Here is a 14,468-nt window from a genome sequence, read left to right on the forward strand (position 1 = left end):
GGCGGCTGGAGGGTGGGCCTGCTGGGTGGCTCCGGCCCGGAGGGCCGTGCTCGGGGCGGCGCTGCCGCTACGGTGCCTCGCGGACCTGGAATGCTTCCGCGTCCCAGGTTCCGCCCAGGCGGGGGGCCAGCCAGGTCGGTGCCGCTGTGCGGAAGTCGGCAGGTGCCAGCGCCCCCGCCCCGGAGGGGATCGCGCCGAGGAGGGGGGCCGCTGCGACCTCCGGCAGCTCGGTGACGTTGCAGCGGGTGGCGAGGTCGGGCGAGCCGGGCCAGCTGCCGATCACGATGCCCGCCAACTCCAGCCCCCGGCGCCGTAGTTCGAGCGCCGTCAGTTCCGTCGTGTTGAGCGTGCCCAGACCGGCCTGGGTGACGACCAGCACCGGGGCGCCCAGCAGCCGCGCCGCGTCGGCCAGGGTGCCGCCGGCCGCGTCGAACCGGACGAGCAGCCCGCCCGCCCCCTCGACCAGCACCAGATCGTGGTCGGCGGCCAGCTTCCCCGCCCGGTCGGCCACCTCGTGCGGGTGTACGGGCGCCATGCCCGCCCGCCGGGCCGCCGTACCGGGCGCCAGCGGCTCCGGATAGCGGGCCAGTTCCGCGGCCGTCACCGGACCCGCGAGCCACGCGACCTCGTCGGCGTCCCCGCGCTCGTCCGGCCCCACCCCCGTCTGGGCGGCCTTCAGCACGGCCACCGAGCGTCCGGCCGCGAGCGCCGCCGCGGCGACGGCGGCGGTGGTGACGGTCTTGCCGATCTCCGTACCCGTCCCCGTGATCACCAGTACCGGCATGTCATCCCTCCCGCGCCGCGGCGCACACCGCGCGCGCGATCCTTGTCACGTCCTCGTCCGAGGTGATGTACGGCGGCATCGTGTAGATCAGGTCGCGGAACGGGCGCAGCCACACGCCCTCCCGTACGGCGGCCGCGGTGGCCGCGGCCATGTCCACCTCGTGGTCGAGCTGGACGACGCCGATCGCGCCGAGGACGCGGACGTCCCGGACGCCGGGCAGCTCACGGGCCGGCGCCAGGCCCTCCCACAGACCCGCCTCGATCCGCATGACCTCCGCCCGCCAGTCCTGGCCCAGGAGCAGTTCGATGGAGGCGCAGGCCACGGCCGCCGCCAGCGGGTTGCCCATGAAGGTCGGCCCGTGCGCGAGCACCGGCACCTCGCCCCTGGAGATCCCGTCCGCGACCCGTGCGGTGCACAGCGTCGCCGCCAGCGTCAGATAACCGCCGGTCAGCGCCTTGCCCACGCACATCACATCCGGGGTGACGCCCGCGTGCTCCGCCGCGAACAGCGCACCGGTGCGGCCGAAGCCGGTGGCGATCTCGTCGAACACCAGCAGTACGCCGTGCGCGTCGCACGCCTCGCGCAGCACCCGCAGATACGCGGGGGAGTGGAAGCGCATCCCGCCCGCCCCCTGCACGACCGGCTCCACGATCACCGCGGCCAGCTCGTCCGCGTGCCGGGCGACCAGTTCGCGCAGGTGGTCGGCGTACGACTCGTCGTACTCAGCCGGCGGGGCGTCGGCGAACAGCTGGCGCGGCAGCACGCCCGACCACAGCGCGTGCATCCCGCCCTCGGGGTCGCACACGGACATCGGGTTCCAGGTGTCTCCGTGGTAGCCGCCCCGCCAGGTCAGCAGCCGCTGCTTGCCGGGCCTGCCGACCGAGCGCCAGTACTGCAGGCACATCTTCACCGCGACCTCGACCGACACCGAGCCGGAGTCGGCCAGGAAGACATGCTCCAGGCCTTCTGGCGACATGTCGACAAGGTGCTTCGCGAGCCGTACGGCGGGCTCGTGCGTGAGCCCGCCGAACATCACGTGGCTCATCCGCCCGAGCTGCTCGTGCGCCGCCTCGTTGAGGACCGGGTGGTTGTAGCCGTGGATCGCCGACCACCAGGAGGACATGCCGTCCACGAGGTCTTCCTGGGCCCCGTCGGCGAGCCGCAGTCTCAGACGGACCCCGCTCGCCGACTCCACCACCAGCGGTTCGGCACGTCCGGGCATCGGGCCGTACGGGTGCCACACATGCCGTCGGTCGAGCTCCAGCAGCTCGGGCACGCTCAGGGCGGGCAGGTCAGGCATTGGGCGCGAGGTCCGTTCCGGCGCCCCGGCGGCGGACGGCCACGAGGTCGGTGCGCGCCTCCTGGGAGGCCGGCGCGGTCGCCGTACCGCACGCCTCCGCGCCCCCGCTCCCGCACGCCTCCGCGCCCTCGTGCGAGCCGCAGCCCTCGTGCGAGCCGCAGACGGAGCCGCAGCCGGCGCTCCCGTGCGAGCCGCAGCCGCCCGCGCCCTCCACCCGGTGCTCCGGCAGCGTCACCTCGCCGGCGCCCTCCACCTCGAAACCGGCGTCCGCGATCATCTCCAGGTCGGCCTTGCCGGCCTGGCCCTCGCTGGTCAGGTAGTCGCCGAGGAAGATCGAGTTGGCCAGGTGCAGCGCGAGCGGCTGCATCGTGCGCAGATGGACCTCACGGCCGCCCGCGATACGGACCTCCACGTCCGGGCAGACGAACCGGACCATCGCGAGGATCCGCAGGCAGCGCTGCGGGGTGAGGTTCCACTCCTTGGCCAGCGGGGTGCCCTCGAACGGGATGAGGAAGTTCACCGGAACGGAGTCCGGGTCCAGTTCACGCAGCGAGAAGACCACGTCCACCAGGTCCTCGTCGCTCTCGCCCATGCCCGCGATCAGACCGGAGCAGGCGGACAGGCCGGCCGCGTGCGCCTTGTTCACCGTGTCCACCCGGTCGGCGTAGGTGTGGGTGGTGGTGATGTCCCCGTAGGTGGACTCCGAGGTGTTGAGGTTGTGGTTGTAGGCGTCCGCGCCCGCGTCGCGCAGCCGCTCGGCCTGGCCGTCGGAGAGCAGACCGAGGCAGGCGCAGACCTCGACGGCCTCGTTCTGCTCCTTGATCGCCTTGATGGTCTCCGAGACGCGCTCCACGTCCCGGTCCGTCGGGCCGCGTCCGCTGGCCACCAGACACACCCGCTTGGCGCCTCCGGCCAGGCCCGCGGCGGCCGCCTGGGAGGCCTCGTCGGGCTTGAGCCAGGTGTACTTCAGGATGTCGGCCTTGGAGCCGAGGCGCTGGGAGCAGTAGGAGCAGTCCTCCGGGCACAAGCCGGACTTGAGGTTGACCAGGTAATTCAGTTTCACGCGGCGGCCGAACCAGTGCCGGCGCACCTTGCCGGCCGCGGCCACCACATCGAGCACATCGTCGTCGGAGGTGGCCAGTACGGCGAGTGCTTCCTCGCGGGTCGGCAGCTCGCGCCGAAGCCCCTTGTCCACCAGCGTGTTCAGCAGGTCCATGAGGCCCGATCTTGTCCTACGGGACCGCCCCGGGCCAAGGAGAGTTTGCACAACGGAGACGGTTCACCGTGTGGGTATTGCCACACCCTGGGGGGCTGGTCCTGCCGCTAGTGTCTGTCCGCTACCTACAAAACATCGGAGGAGCCATGGCGTTCGGCTGGATCGCGGAGCAGGCGGAGGCGCGTCGTCGCGCCGGACTCGTACGGACCCTGCGCCCGCGCCCGGCCGAGTCGCCGCTGCTGGATCTGGCGAGCAACGACTACCTGGGCCTCGCCCACCACCCCGAGGTCACCGAAGGGGCCGCGCGGGCGGCCCGGGTCTGGGGCGGCGGCTCGACCGGCTCCCGGCTGGTCACCGGCACCACCGAGCTGCACACCGAGCTGGAGCGCGAGCTTGCCGCGTTCTGCGGCTTCGAGGCGGCGCTGGTGTTCTCCTCCGGCTACGCCGCCAACCTGGCCGCGGTCACCGCGCTCGGCCCGCACGGCTCGCTGATCGTCTCCGACGCCGGCAACCACGCCTCCCTCATCGACGGCTGCCGGCTCGCCCGGGGCGGCAGGCAGGTCGTCGGGCACGCCGACCCCGAGGCGGTGCGCAAGGCCCTGGCCGGCCACCAGGGAGCGGCGATCGTCGTCTCCGACACGGTCTTCTCGGTCGACGGCGACCGGGCGCCGCTGGCCGAGCTCGCGGAGGCGTGCCGGGAGTACGGCGCGGGGCTGGTCCTGGACGACGCGCACGGGCTCGGGGTACTGGGCGACGGCGGCCGGGGCGCGCCGTACGCGGCCGGGCTGGCCGGCGCCCCGGACGTGGTGGTCACGGCCACCCTGTCCAAGTCGCTCGGCAGTCAGGGCGGCGTGGTGCTCGGCCCGGCGCCGGTGATCGACCACCTGGTCAACGCGGCCCGGACCTTCATCTTCGACACGGGCCTGGCTCCGGCGGCGGCAGGGGCCGCGCTCGCGGCGCTGCGGCTGCTCGTCCGCGAACCGCAGCGCGCGGCGCGCGCCCGCGAGGTGGCCGCCGAACTGCACGCACGGCTGACCGCCGCAGGTCTGGAGGCGGTGCGTCCGGACGCCGCGGTGGTCTCCGTTCGGGCGCCGTCCCCGGACCAGGCCGTGCGCTGGGCGGCCGACTGCCGTACGGCGGGGCTGGCCGTGGGCTGCTTCCGTCCTCCTTCCGTGCCCGACGGCATCTCACGGCTGCGGCTGACCGCCCGCGCGGACCTGTCCGGGGCCGAGATCGAACGCGCTGTACGTCTGATCGGCGAAACGCGACCATGAGTCGGCGTGACACGGCCGTGCTTCGCGCGTGGTCGTGTTGTGGGTCGGTGGCCGTCCTCGGTCAGAGGGCGGTGAGGAAACCGGTCCAGCTCCCGGCGGAGAAGAGCAGCGCGGGTCCGGCCGGGCTCTTGGAGTCGCGCACGGCGAGCAGTCCGGCCCAGGGACCGGAGCACGGCCGGGCCGTCTCCACGCAGTTGTTGGCTCCCGTGCTGTAGCTGCTGCGCAGCCAGCGCACGTCGTGCAGGTCGGTACTGGCAGGGACGTTCCGAGGCAGTGCTGACATGGTGCCTCCTTACGCGCCGTCACCTATTCCGGCGATGTATTCCAACGTGTCCTCGGGTGAAAGGGCGTGCATCCGAAGGGTGTCGAAGGCCTCCGAGTAGGCCATGAGGTCTTCTTTCCGCTCCAGGTAGAGGCTACTCGTCAACTGGTCGAGAACAACCACGTCCAGATCAGAAGTGCTCGGAAATGAGAAAATAACGAAAGGCCCGGTGAGGCCGACATGCGCTCCCGCCCCGAACGGCAGCACCTGAAGCCGTACTTGGGGCAGGCGGGCGGCCTCCATCAGCCGCGCCAGCTGCCGGTTCATCACCTCCGGGCCGCCGACCTGGCGTCGGAGCACCGCCTCGTCCAGCACCGCGCACAGCTTGAGCGGCGGGTCGGCGCGGAGCACGTCCTGCCTGGCCAGCCGCACCTCCACCAGCGCGTCCAGGCGTTCGTCGTCCAGGCCCTTCACGGCGGCCCGGGTCACCGCGCGGGCGTACTCGGGTGTCTGCAGCAGTCCGGGCACGACCGTGGTCTCCAGGGTGCGCATCGCTCTCGCCTGCGACTCCAGGCTGATGAAATCCCGGTAGGTGGGCGGCAGCACCCCGCGGTAGGCGTGCCACCAGCCGTGCCGGTCGCCCGTGCCCTCGGAACCCGCCAGCATCAGCAGCAACTCGCGCAGCTGCCCGTCTTCCACTCCGTAGGCGTCCAGGAGTAACCGGACATCGGCTGGTTTCACGCCGCTGGCACCCGTCTCGATACGACTCACCTTCGACTGGTGCCAGCCGACCAGCCGGGCTGCCTCACCGCTCGTGAGCCCAGCGCCGGTACGCAGCGTGCGCAGTTCGGCGCCCAATTTGCGGCGGCGCACTGCCGGCCCGTTCTGCATGGGCTCCTCCTTACTCCTTCCGGGCCGTCCAAATACGGTCTCGCGTCGTAGAGTTCACCGCTTTGGGCGACAGATATATGCATATCTTGGTGGATCGCTCCCCGTGACCGGCCCGGTGATGGCAGTCTGACGAGCAAGCACCAGTCCGGGACCGTACTCGAACCATCCGCTCCATGTCGGACTGCGGTCCCGTGGGAAAGGGACGACGTCGCCATGGCAGACCATCTGGAAGCATCCGTCACTCTGCCGAGCGATCCCGCCTCGGTGTCCGCCGCCCGCTCCTACGTCGTGGACACGCTTGAGGAGTGGGGCCTGCCGTCGGACACCGACGTGGCCGACAGCGTGCGGCTCATCGTCTCCGAACTCGCCACGAACGCCGTACAGCACACCTTGGGCCAGTCACCCACCTTCACGGTCGACATCGCGCTGGACCGTGACGAACACTTGCGCATCGGCGTCACGGACAGTCACCCCCGCTTCCCGAAGAGACTGCCCGCGGCGGTCCAGCAGGACAACGGCCGCGGCATGGTGATCATCCGCTGGCTCACCGCCGAGTGCGGCGGCAAACTCCGCGTCCGCCCCACCCGCGAGGGCGGCAAGACAGTCTCCATCGAACTCCCCTGGACCATCCCGGCCGAGGCGGTTCCGGCAGGGGGTCCACAGGAACCGTAGCCCTCCGGGCGGAGGTGCTGGGCTGTTTCACCCGGGGCCTTTGAGGCGGCTCCGCCGGACGACAGGCCTTTGGCGATGGGGCCGGGCGGCGGCGCCCGGGTGGTGAGTCCGGCCGGCGACGGTCCCAGGGACGGCGGGCTCGGGGACGGGGGGACGGGCGGCGAGTCCGGGGCGACGGGCTCGGGGACGGGCGCGGGGACGAGGGGCGGCTGGTGAGGGCTGGGAGGACGGGCGCGACGGCGTTGGGCGGGGAGAAGGCGGGCTGGGCGGAGCGGGGCTGGTGGATGACGGACAGGGTGGCGGCGGGTTCGGACGGTCGGGTTGGTCGTGTGTGTGGGGGCGGGGAGTCGGGGGCGCTGAGAGCTGGTTGGGTGGCGGGCAGGGTGGGGCGGGCCCGGGGCGGTGGTCTCGGTGGCTACCGGCTGGTCGGCGTCGAGCCGGCGGGCGTCGTGACCGGCCGGACAGTCCCTGCGGTGTGCTCCGGGCGGGGCCGGGAACCGCGACGGGCCGGGTGCCAACGGCCCGGCGACGGCACGGGAACGGTCTCGGCCGGGTGGTAGGTGTGGGGCAGCGCCGGGTCGGCCTCGTCGGGCGCCACCGCTGTGGCCCTGGCCGGCGGCCGACAGCGGCACGTCCGGTCAGTCCGGCCGGCTGCGCCGGCTCGTGCCGGGCCTGCTGAAGCCCGTCGAGCACCCTGCCCTGCCTCGAAGGCGTGGGAGGCACCCCGGGGGTGGCTGCGCCGGCCCCGGGCCGCCCGTGGGCTCCAGGCGGGCACCGGGGTGGCGCTGACGGTGCGGGAGCGGCCCTATTGCTGGAGCCGCTCCTGCCCTGACGGCGGGTCAGTTCACCCGGCCGTACCAGACGCTCCTGGTCCAGATCTTCTGGAGCCTCACCACGTCCCCGGTCCTGGGCGCGTGCCAGATCTTCCCGTGTCCGGCGTAGATGCCGACGTGGTACACGTTGGAACCCGAGTGGAAGAACACCAGGTCACCGGCCTTACGGCTGAGGGCCGAGATGTGGTGTGTCTTGTTGTACTGCTGGGCTGCGGTGCGCGGCAGGCTCTTGCCCGCCTTCTTGAACGAGTAGAGCGTCAGCCCCGAGCAGTCGAACCTGTGCGGACCGGTGGCCCCCCATTGGTATGGGGAACCCTTTTTGGAGGCCGCGACCTGCAGTGCTTTGGTCGCGAGGGTGGCGGCCGAGGCGTCGGTGGCGAGACCAGGGACCGCGATCGAGCCGCCGACGGCGGCGAGGGTGAGAGCCGAGGCCGTGCCGGCCCGGGCCATGAGCGACGGGACACGATTCAGCGCAGTCATGCGCAACCCTTCGTCAGCCGCCTGTGAAGGATGACCTGTCGGATTCGGGCTGGCGAAGTTGCCCGGCCGCGTCGCGGCTTCACCCCAAGGGCTGCTCGGAACGTCCGGCCGTCTGTGACGCACAGACGAACTTCCGTTCCGGCGACCCGTCTTGCTCGGGTCCTCCACTCCTGCCGATCCACTCCGTCGACCGGTCATCCGTGCGGCGGCAGGACTCGGCGTCCGCCCGGACCGCCCCGCCGTTGTGGCGGGGGCTTGTCGTCAGACAGGGATCTTCACTCACAGCTGTCTGAAAATCCCAATGGATCCGCGGATTTGTGGCGTTACTCACCACTCACCCGTTCGAGTGGACAGGGCTGCGTTCGAGGCACCGTCACATCCCGGCCGTAGCCGCCGACCTGGGACGGAGCCTCGTCCTCCACGCTGCCGACCCGCGCGGTGCGCAAGTCGGGAGGTCCGTAGAACGATCTGGATATACGTCGGTCGGGGGTACGCCGTTCGGGGCGTTTCGAGCCCGCCCCGGACGGCGCGTGTCGACATCCGGGTCCGTCCTGCCGGTCGGGCGTCCGGATCAGCCGACGCCGTCGGTCGGGAGCGTGACGCGAGCGGTGCGGCGTGCACCGTCCAGCACTCGCAGGGCCCGTGCCAGCGTGTTCCCGTGCAGCTCCGTCTCACCCCGCTGGTGCATCAACGCGAGGGCGTCGCGCAGCTCTGCGGCCTTGCGCACCAGGGCCTGGGCCGCGCGCAGCCCGTGATAGGTGTCTCCGTCCCGTCCCGGATTGATCCTGCCCAGCAGGTCGACCGCCTCCAGGTAACGGTCGATCAGATCTCCCTCGGCGCGGGTCAGTGCGGGCAGGGGCGGCAGTTCCGGCAGCATCGGCGGCTCACCTCGCGTCCGGTGCGCCGGGCGTGCTCCGCCGGCCGGGCACGATGCCGTCCACCAGACCGTAGGCCAGCGCCCCGGGGGCGTCCAGGATCACGTCTCGTTCCAGGTCGTGGTGTACCTCCTGTGCCGTGCGCCCGGTGTGCCGTACGAGCATCTCCTCCGTCAGTGCGCGCATCCTTGCCAATTCCTCGGCCCGGATGAGCAGGTCACTGGGCTGGCCCTGCATCGGCTCGGGAAGCCGGGGCTGCTCGATCACCATGCGTGCGCCGGGCAGCGCGAACCGCTTGCCGGGTGCGCCGGCCGCGACGAGCAGCGCTGCATGGGACGCGGCCTGGCCCAGGCAGTAGGTGGCCACGTCGCAACTGACGTAGCGCATCGTGTCGTAGACGGCCGTCAGTGCACTGAACGAGCCGCCCGGTGAGTTGACGTACAGCGTGATGTCCCGGTCGGGGGACGCGTGTTCGAGGTACATCAGCTGGGCGATGACGTCGTTCGTGGCGGCCTCGTCGAGCGGGGTGCCGAGGAAGACGATCCGGTCCTCGAAGAGCTTGCCGTAGGGGTCGAGCGTGCGCACGCCGCTGCTGGTGCGCTCAGTGAACTCGGGCAGGACATAGCGGGCGAACGCTCGGGACATGGGCATACCCCTCCTCATCGCACGGCCTCCGGTGGGCTCGGCTTCTGTAAAAAATGTACAGGACGTACCTGACGTACGATGACGGTATGGCCTACGAGATTCCGGTGACGCAAGCCAGGGCTGAGCTCGCCGACCTGATCAACCGCGTGGTGTACGGCGGAGAGCGCGTCGTGGTGACACGGCACGGCAAGCCGCTGGTCGCGCTGGTCTCGGCCGCCGACCTGGAGCGGCTGGACGCGCTCGACGAGCCGGCCGAGGAGCAGGTCATCAGCTCGGTCTCGGGTGTCCGCGAGGCCGGTTCCGTCCCGCGCGAACAGCAGCGCTTCGGGATCGCCGCCGAGCATCGCGGTCCTGGCGTGTCGTGAACGGCGCGGGTATCAGGGGTCCCATCGCGCGGTCATCGACGGATCAAGGTCTGGTTAACGTCGCTGAAACTCCGGCGTTCTAGCCTGCCGATCCACGCCATCAGGGGTTTTTCTGCCCGGATTGACGACGATCCGGGGATTTGTCTGTGTGTTACACCTATCCCGTCGTGATGGCTGCGGCAACCGGACCCCGCACGGGCCGGAGCAAGGACTGTGAGGTGGGACGTGCAACTGACCCCGCACGAGCAAGAGAGGCTGCTCATCCACGTGGCGGCCGACGTGGCCGAGAAGCGCCGGGCCCGCGGACTACGGCTCAACCACCCGGAAGCGGTCGCCCTCATCACGTCGCACATCCTTGAGGGCGCGCGTGACGGCCGTACCGTCGCCGAACTCATGTCCTCCGGCCGCAAGCTCCTCAGCAGGGACGACGTCATGGACGGGGTCCCCGAGATGATCCACGACGTCCAGGTCGAGGCGACCTTCCCGGACGGCACCAAGCTCGTCACCGTCCACGAGCCGATCATCTGAAGAGGGCCGCGATGATTCCCGGAGAGATTCTGTTCGCGGACGCCCCCGTCCTCGTCAACGCGGGCCGTGAGGTCACCCGCCTCACCGTCCTCAACGCCGCCGACCGGCCGGTCCAGGTCGGCTCCCACTACCACTTCGCCGAGGCCAACCCCGGCCTGGAGTTCGACCGTGCCGCGGCCCGCGGCAAGCGGCTGAACGTCGCGGCCGGCACCGCCGTGCGCTTCGAGCCCGGCATCCCCGTCGACGTCGAACTCGTGCCCCTGGCCGGCGCCCGGATCGTGCCGGGGCTGCGCGGGGAGACCGGAGGTGCCCTCGATGCCTGAGATCTCCCGCGGCGCCTATGCCGACCTGTTCGGCCCCACCACCGGTGACCGCATCCGGCTCGCCGACACCGACCTGCTGATCGAGATCGAGGAGGACCGCTCCGGAGGGCCCGGCGCGTCCGGCGACGAGGCCGTCTTCGGTGGCGGCAAGGTCATCCGCGAGTCCATGGGCCAGTCCCGCGCCACCCGCGCCGAGGGCACCCCCGACACCGTGATCACCGGCGTCGTCATCGTCGACCACTGGGGCATCGTCAAGGCCGACGTCGGCATCCGCGACGGCCGGATCACCGCGATCGGCAAGGCCGGCAACCCCGACACCATGGACGGGGTCCACCCCGACCTGGTCATCGGTCCCGAAACCGAGATCATCGCGGGCAACGGGCGGATCCTCACCGCCGGCGCCATCGACGCGCATGTCCACTTCATCTGTCCCCAGGTCGCCGACGAGGCGCTGGCCTCCGGCATCACCACCCTGGTCGGCGGCGGCACCGGCCCCGCCGAGGGCTCCAAGGCCACCACCGTCACGCCCGGTCCCTGGCACCTGGCCCGGATGCTGGAGGCGATGGAGGCCTACCCGCTCAACATCGGCTTCCTCGGCAAGGGCAACACCGTCTCGCACGAGGCGATGCTCTCCCAGATCCGCGGCGGCGCCGTCGGCCTGAAGCTGCACGAGGACTGGGGCTCGACCCCGGCCGTCATCGACGCCGCGCTCACCGTCGCCGACCGCACCGGCATCCAGGTCGCCATCCACACGGACACGCTCAACGAGGCGGGCTTCGTCGGCGACACCCTCGCCGCGATCGCGGGCCGCGGCATCCACTCGTACCACACCGAGGGCGCCGGCGGCGGGCACGCGCCGGACATCATGACCGTGGTCTCGCAGCCCAACGTGCTGCCCAGCTCCACCAACCCGACCCGGCCGTACACCGTCAACACCGCCGAGGAACACCTCGACATGCTGATGGTGTGCCACCACCTCAACCCGGCGGTCCCCGAGGACCTCGCCTTCGCCGAGTCCCGGATCCGGCCCTCCACCATCGGCGCGGAGGACGTCCTCCACGACCTCGGCGCGATCTCCATCATCTCCTCCGACTCCCAGGCCATGGGCCGCGTCGGCGAGGTGGTCCTGCGCACCTGGCAGACGGCGCATGTGATGAAGCGCAGGCGCGGTGCGCTGCCGGGTGACGGCCGGGCGGACAACCACCGGGTACGGCGCTATGTCGCCAAGTACACGATCAACCCGGCGCTCGCCCAGGGGCTCGCCGCCGAGATCGGCTCCGTCGAGAGCGGCAAGCTCGCCGACCTGGTGCTGTGGGAGCCCGCGTTCTTCGGGGTCAAGCCGCTGCTCGTGATCAAGGGCGGGCAGATCGCCTACGCGCAGATGGGCGACGCCAACGCCTCCATCCCCACCCCGCAGCCCATCCTGCCCCGCCCGATGTACGGCGCGATCGGCCGCGCCCCCGCCGCCAACTCGGTCAACTTCGTGGCCGAGTTGGCGATCGAGGACGGGCTGCCGCAGCGGCTGGGGCTCGGCAAACGGTTCGTGGCCATCGAGTCCACGCGTGCGGTCACCAAGGCCCACATGCGCGAGAACGACGCCCGGCCCGACGTCCGGATCGACCCCGACAGCTTCGCCGTGCACATCGACGGCGAGCTGGTCGAGGCGACCGCGGCCGCCGAACTGCCCATGGCCCAGCGTTACTTCCTGTTCTGACGGGGTTTCGCGATGTCACGCGCAGCACTTCTCGTCCTGGCCGACGGCCGCTTCCCCGCCGGAGGGCACGCGCACTCCGGCGGTGCCGAGGCCGCCGTCAAAGCGGGCCGGATCACCTCCGCCGCGACCCTGGAGGACTTCTGCCGGGGCCGGCTGCACACCGCCGGGCTGGTCGCGGGCGCGCTCGCGGCGGCCGCCGTACGCGGAGTGGACCCGCGGGACCTGGACGCGGCGGCGGACGCCCGTACGCCGTCTCCCGCGCTGCGGACCGCTGCGCGCCGGCTCGGGCGGCAGTTGATGCGCGCGGCCAGAGCCACCTGGCCCTGCGCCGAACTCGACGCACTGGCCCGGCAGTTCCCCAAAGGGGCGCACCAGCCGGTGGTCCTCGGCCTGGCCGCCCGGGCGGCCGGGCTGGGACCGGACGACGCGGCGTACTGCGCGGTGTACGAGAGCGTCAGCGGGCCGACGACGGCGACCGTACGACTGCTGAGCCTCGATCCGTTCGACGCCACCGGTGTGCTGGCCCGGCTGGCGCCGGAGCTGGACCGCGTCGCGGACGCCGCGGTGGAGGCGGCGCGGAGGGTGCTCGACGAGGGTGTCGACGCGCTGCCGGCCGCGTCGGGGCCCTTGCTGGAGGTCGGTGCGGAGTGGCACGCGGCCTGGCCGGTACGACTGTTCGCGTCGTAGAGGCCGCCCCCGCCGCCCCTGCCCGTCCCACCCCAGGGGCTCTGCCCCTTCGACCCCGCCAGGGGCTTCGCCCCCTGGACCCCCGATCGGCCTGAACGGCCTCGTCCTCGGACTCCCCCAGAGGGGACCCCGGACGGGCTGATTGATGCCGGACCTGGCTGAAAATGGAGCCGTTGTCATGCACCTCGACCACACCCACTCCGGCCCCGCCGCCGTCAGTGCGGACGCCCACCGCCCCGACGGAACCCGGCGCGCCCTGCGCATCGGGCTCGGCGGGCCCGTCGGCTCCGGGAAGACCGCGACCGTCGCCGCGCTCTGCCGGGCCCTGCGCGACGAGCTGTCGCTCGCCGTCGTCACCAACGACATCTACACCCGTGAGGACGCCGAGTTCCTGCTCCGGGAGGCCGTGCTGCCGCCCGAGCGGATCACGGCCGTGGAGACGGGCGCCTGTCCGCACACCGCGATCCGCGACGACATCTCCGCCAACCTCGAAGCCGTGGAGGACCTGGAGGACGCGGTCGGCCCGCTCGACCTGATCCTCGTCGAGTCCGGCGGTGACAACCTCACCGCGACCTTCTCCAAAGGCCTGGTGGACGCGCAGATCTTCGTGATCGACGTGGCCGGCGGCGACGACATCCCGCGCAAGGGCGGCCCCGGCGTCACCACGGCCGACCTGCTCGTCGTCAACAAGACCGACCTCGCCCCGCACGTCGGCTCCGACCTCACCCGGATGGCCGCCGACGCCAAGGCCCAGCGCGCCGGACTCCCGGTGGTCTTCCAGTCGTTGCGCGGCACGGCCGGTGTGGCCGATGTGGCCGCATGGGTACGGGAGCGGCTCGCCGCGTGGACGGCATGACCGGCACCGGAGTCCGGGCGGACGCGCGGATCGTCGCCCGGGCCGACGGCCGCGGCGGCACCGCGCTGCCCGTGCTGGACGGCGAGGGCCCGCTGGCCCTGCGCCGCACCCGGGCCGGCGGCACCGGGGCGAGGGTCATGGTGGTCGGTGCGATGAGCGGACCGCTCGGCGGGGACCGCTTCACGCTCACCGCCCGGGTGGAGGAGGGCGCCCGGCTGCACGTCGGCTCGGCCGCCGCCACCCTCGCCCTGCCGGGTCAGGCCAAGGGCGAAGCCCGCTACGACGTACGGCTCGACGTGGCCGACGGCGCCGAACTGCACTGGCTGCCCGAGCAGTTGATCTCGGCCCGCGGCAGCGACCTGTATGTCACCACGCGGGCCGAACTCGCCGCCGGCGCCCGGCTCGTCCTGCGCGAGGAGCAGGTGCTCGGCCGGACGGGAGAGGAACCCGGGCGCCTCACCAGCCGGCTGACCGTCCGGGTCGCGGGCCGGACGGTACTGGACCAGGAACTGTCCTACGGCCCCGGCGCCCCGGGCGGCTGGGACGGCCCGGCCGTCCTGGCGGGATACCGCGCGGTGGGCCAACTGGTCGTCGTACGGCCCGACTTCGCGGATCGGCCGGTCGAGGGCCGGATGCTGGGCGAGTGCGCCGCCCTGATACCGCTGACGGGACCGGCAGCCCTGGTCAGCGCCGTCGCGCCCGACGCGTTGCGGCTACGACGAGTCCTGGACGAGGCACTGGGCGACCTCGGCTGAGGCGCGCT

Annotated in this window: 17 protein-coding genes; 9 read left to right on the top strand and 8 right to left on the bottom strand. The window is 72.1% G+C overall.

What is annotated here, in order from left to right; genetic code table 11:
* Positions 1 to 67: 67 nt before the first annotated feature.
* From bioD to bioB, 3 genes are read right to left on the bottom strand one after another with little or no spacing between them, the layout of a single operon-like run.
* Positions 68 to 784, bottom strand: coding sequence for a dethiobiotin synthase (gene bioD, locus ACZ41I_RS04530; protein WP_468513140.1), 717 nt, complete (start codon positions 782 to 784; stop codon positions 68 to 70).
* 1 nt (position 785) lies between these two features.
* On the bottom strand, positions 786 to 2,084 hold the full coding sequence (locus ACZ41I_RS04535) for an adenosylmethionine--8-amino-7-oxononanoate transaminase (protein WP_468513141.1): 1,299 nt from the start codon (positions 2,082 to 2,084) through the stop codon (positions 786 to 788).
* Positions 2,077 to 3,300 carry a biotin synthase BioB gene (gene bioB, locus ACZ41I_RS04540; protein ID WP_468513142.1) on the bottom strand — a complete coding sequence of 408 codons (1,224 nt, stop codon included), beginning with the start codon at positions 3,298 to 3,300 and terminating at the stop codon, positions 2,077 to 2,079. Before bioB ends, ACZ41I_RS04535 begins: the two co-directional genes overlap by 8 nt.
* Before the next feature lie 146 nt (positions 3,301 to 3,446).
* On the opposite strand from bioB, the gene ACZ41I_RS04545 reads away from it, so the two are divergent.
* Complete coding sequence (locus ACZ41I_RS04545; RefSeq protein ID WP_468513143.1) at positions 3,447 to 4,574, top strand: 8-amino-7-oxononanoate synthase; 1,128 nt, start codon at positions 3,447 to 3,449, stop codon at positions 4,572 to 4,574.
* 61 nt (positions 4,575 to 4,635) lie between these two features.
* Here ACZ41I_RS04545 and ACZ41I_RS04550 read toward each other — a convergent pair whose 3' ends face one another.
* Positions 4,636 to 4,857 carry a DUF397 domain-containing protein gene (locus ACZ41I_RS04550; RefSeq protein WP_399763221.1) on the bottom strand — a complete coding sequence of 74 codons (222 nt, stop codon included), beginning with the start codon at positions 4,855 to 4,857 and terminating at the stop codon, positions 4,636 to 4,638.
* 9 nt (positions 4,858 to 4,866) lie between these two features.
* A complete protein-coding gene (locus ACZ41I_RS04555; protein ID WP_399763218.1) occupies positions 4,867 to 5,727 on the bottom strand; it encodes a helix-turn-helix domain-containing protein in 861 nt (286 codons plus the stop codon).
* Between the two features lie 213 nt (positions 5,728 to 5,940).
* On the opposite strand from ACZ41I_RS04555, the gene ACZ41I_RS04560 reads away from it, so the two are divergent.
* Complete coding sequence (locus ACZ41I_RS04560; protein WP_363220385.1) at positions 5,941 to 6,399, top strand: ATP-binding protein; 459 nt, start codon at positions 5,941 to 5,943, stop codon at positions 6,397 to 6,399.
* 839 nt (positions 6,400 to 7,238) lie between these two features.
* On the opposite strand, the gene ACZ41I_RS04565 is transcribed toward ACZ41I_RS04560, so the two are convergent.
* The 3 genes from ACZ41I_RS04565 to ACZ41I_RS04575 form a co-directional block, all read right to left on the bottom strand.
* Positions 7,239 to 7,712 (bottom strand): C40 family peptidase, encoded by a 474-nt coding sequence (locus ACZ41I_RS04565; protein ID WP_399763214.1) that lies wholly within the window; start codon positions 7,710 to 7,712, stop codon positions 7,239 to 7,241.
* Between the two features lie 571 nt (positions 7,713 to 8,283).
* Entirely contained in the window at positions 8,284 to 8,589 is a 306-nt protein-coding gene (locus tag ACZ41I_RS04570) for a hypothetical protein (RefSeq protein WP_363220383.1), read from the bottom strand.
* 7 nt (positions 8,590 to 8,596) lie between these two features.
* Positions 8,597 to 9,232, bottom strand: a complete 636-nt coding sequence (locus ACZ41I_RS04575; RefSeq protein ID WP_363220382.1) for an ATP-dependent Clp protease proteolytic subunit — start codon at positions 9,230 to 9,232, stop codon at positions 8,597 to 8,599.
* A gap of 86 nt (positions 9,233 to 9,318) precedes the next feature.
* Here ACZ41I_RS04575 and ACZ41I_RS04580 point away from each other — a divergent pair, with 86 nt between their 5' ends.
* The 7 genes from ACZ41I_RS04580 (at position 9,319) to ACZ41I_RS04610 (ending at position 14,460) form a co-directional block, all read left to right on the top strand.
* Positions 9,319 to 9,597, top strand: a complete 279-nt coding sequence (locus ACZ41I_RS04580; RefSeq protein WP_363220381.1) for a type II toxin-antitoxin system Phd/YefM family antitoxin — start codon at positions 9,319 to 9,321, stop codon at positions 9,595 to 9,597.
* Between the two features lie 225 nt (positions 9,598 to 9,822).
* Positions 9,823 to 10,125: an urease subunit gamma gene (locus tag ACZ41I_RS04585; protein ID WP_031160134.1), complete on the top strand. Its 303-nt coding sequence runs from the start codon at positions 9,823 to 9,825 to the stop codon at positions 10,123 to 10,125.
* Between the two features lie 11 nt (positions 10,126 to 10,136).
* Complete coding sequence (locus tag ACZ41I_RS04590) at positions 10,137 to 10,448, top strand: urease subunit beta (RefSeq protein ID WP_363220380.1); 312 nt, start codon at positions 10,137 to 10,139, stop codon at positions 10,446 to 10,448.
* Entirely contained in the window at positions 10,441 to 12,162 is a 1,722-nt protein-coding gene (locus tag ACZ41I_RS04595; protein WP_468513144.1) for an urease subunit alpha, read from the top strand. Before ACZ41I_RS04590 ends, ACZ41I_RS04595 begins: the two co-directional genes overlap by 8 nt.
* Before the next feature lie 12 nt (positions 12,163 to 12,174).
* Positions 12,175 to 12,849 carry an urease accessory protein UreF gene (locus tag ACZ41I_RS04600; protein WP_468513145.1) on the top strand — a complete coding sequence of 225 codons (675 nt, stop codon included), beginning with the start codon at positions 12,175 to 12,177 and terminating at the stop codon, positions 12,847 to 12,849.
* A 178-nt stretch (positions 12,850 to 13,027) separates the two neighbouring features.
* Positions 13,028 to 13,705, top strand: a complete 678-nt coding sequence (gene ureG, locus ACZ41I_RS04605) for an urease accessory protein UreG (RefSeq protein WP_363220056.1) — start codon at positions 13,028 to 13,030, stop codon at positions 13,703 to 13,705.
* Entirely contained in the window at positions 13,702 to 14,460 is a 759-nt protein-coding gene (locus tag ACZ41I_RS04610; protein ID WP_468513424.1) for an urease accessory protein UreD, read from the top strand. The genes ureG and ACZ41I_RS04610 overlap by 4 nt, the downstream gene beginning before the upstream one ends.
* Positions 14,461 to 14,468 lie beyond the last annotated feature (8 nt).

The sequence above is a fragment of the Streptomyces sp. NPDC030799 genome (assembly GCF_055572255.1).

What these genes read in the sequence shown, in the direction of transcription:
- ACZ41I_RS04575 (WP_363220382.1), bottom strand. Translation starts at nt 9,232, where the DNA reads ATGTCCCGAGCGTTCGCCCGCTATGTCCTGCCCGAGTTCACTGAGCGC.
- ureG (WP_363220056.1), top strand. Translation starts at nt 13,028, where the DNA reads ATGCACCTCGACCACACCCACTCCGGCCCCGCCGCCGTCAGTGCGGAC.
- ACZ41I_RS04535 (WP_468513141.1), bottom strand. Translation starts at nt 2,084, where the DNA reads ATGCCTGACCTGCCCGCCCTGAGCGTGCCCGAGCTGCTGGAGCTCGAC.
- bioD (WP_468513140.1), bottom strand. Translation starts at nt 784, where the DNA reads ATGCCGGTACTGGTGATCACGGGGACGGGTACGGAGATCGGCAAGACC.
- ACZ41I_RS04595 (WP_468513144.1), top strand. Translation starts at nt 10,441, where the DNA reads ATGCCTGAGATCTCCCGCGGCGCCTATGCCGACCTGTTCGGCCCCACC.
- ACZ41I_RS04560 (WP_363220385.1), top strand. Translation starts at nt 5,941, where the DNA reads ATGGCAGACCATCTGGAAGCATCCGTCACTCTGCCGAGCGATCCCGCC.
- ACZ41I_RS04590 (WP_363220380.1), top strand. Translation starts at nt 10,137, where the DNA reads ATGATTCCCGGAGAGATTCTGTTCGCGGACGCCCCCGTCCTCGTCAAC.
- ACZ41I_RS04545 (WP_468513143.1), top strand. Translation starts at nt 3,447, where the DNA reads ATGGCGTTCGGCTGGATCGCGGAGCAGGCGGAGGCGCGTCGTCGCGCC.
- ACZ41I_RS04600 (WP_468513145.1), top strand. Translation starts at nt 12,175, where the DNA reads ATGTCACGCGCAGCACTTCTCGTCCTGGCCGACGGCCGCTTCCCCGCC.
- ACZ41I_RS04610 (WP_468513424.1), top strand. Translation starts at nt 13,702, where the DNA reads ATGACCGGCACCGGAGTCCGGGCGGACGCGCGGATCGTCGCCCGGGCC.
- ACZ41I_RS04570 (WP_363220383.1), bottom strand. Translation starts at nt 8,589, where the DNA reads ATGCTGCCGGAACTGCCGCCCCTGCCCGCACTGACCCGCGCCGAGGGA.
- ACZ41I_RS04565 (WP_399763214.1), bottom strand. Translation starts at nt 7,712, where the DNA reads ATGACTGCGCTGAATCGTGTCCCGTCGCTCATGGCCCGGGCCGGCACG.
- bioB (WP_468513142.1), bottom strand. Translation starts at nt 3,300, where the DNA reads ATGGACCTGCTGAACACGCTGGTGGACAAGGGGCTTCGGCGCGAGCTG.
- ACZ41I_RS04555 (WP_399763218.1), bottom strand. Translation starts at nt 5,727, where the DNA reads ATGCAGAACGGGCCGGCAGTGCGCCGCCGCAAATTGGGCGCCGAACTG.
- ACZ41I_RS04550 (WP_399763221.1), bottom strand. Translation starts at nt 4,857, where the DNA reads ATGTCAGCACTGCCTCGGAACGTCCCTGCCAGTACCGACCTGCACGAC.
- ACZ41I_RS04580 (WP_363220381.1), top strand. Translation starts at nt 9,319, where the DNA reads ATGGCCTACGAGATTCCGGTGACGCAAGCCAGGGCTGAGCTCGCCGAC.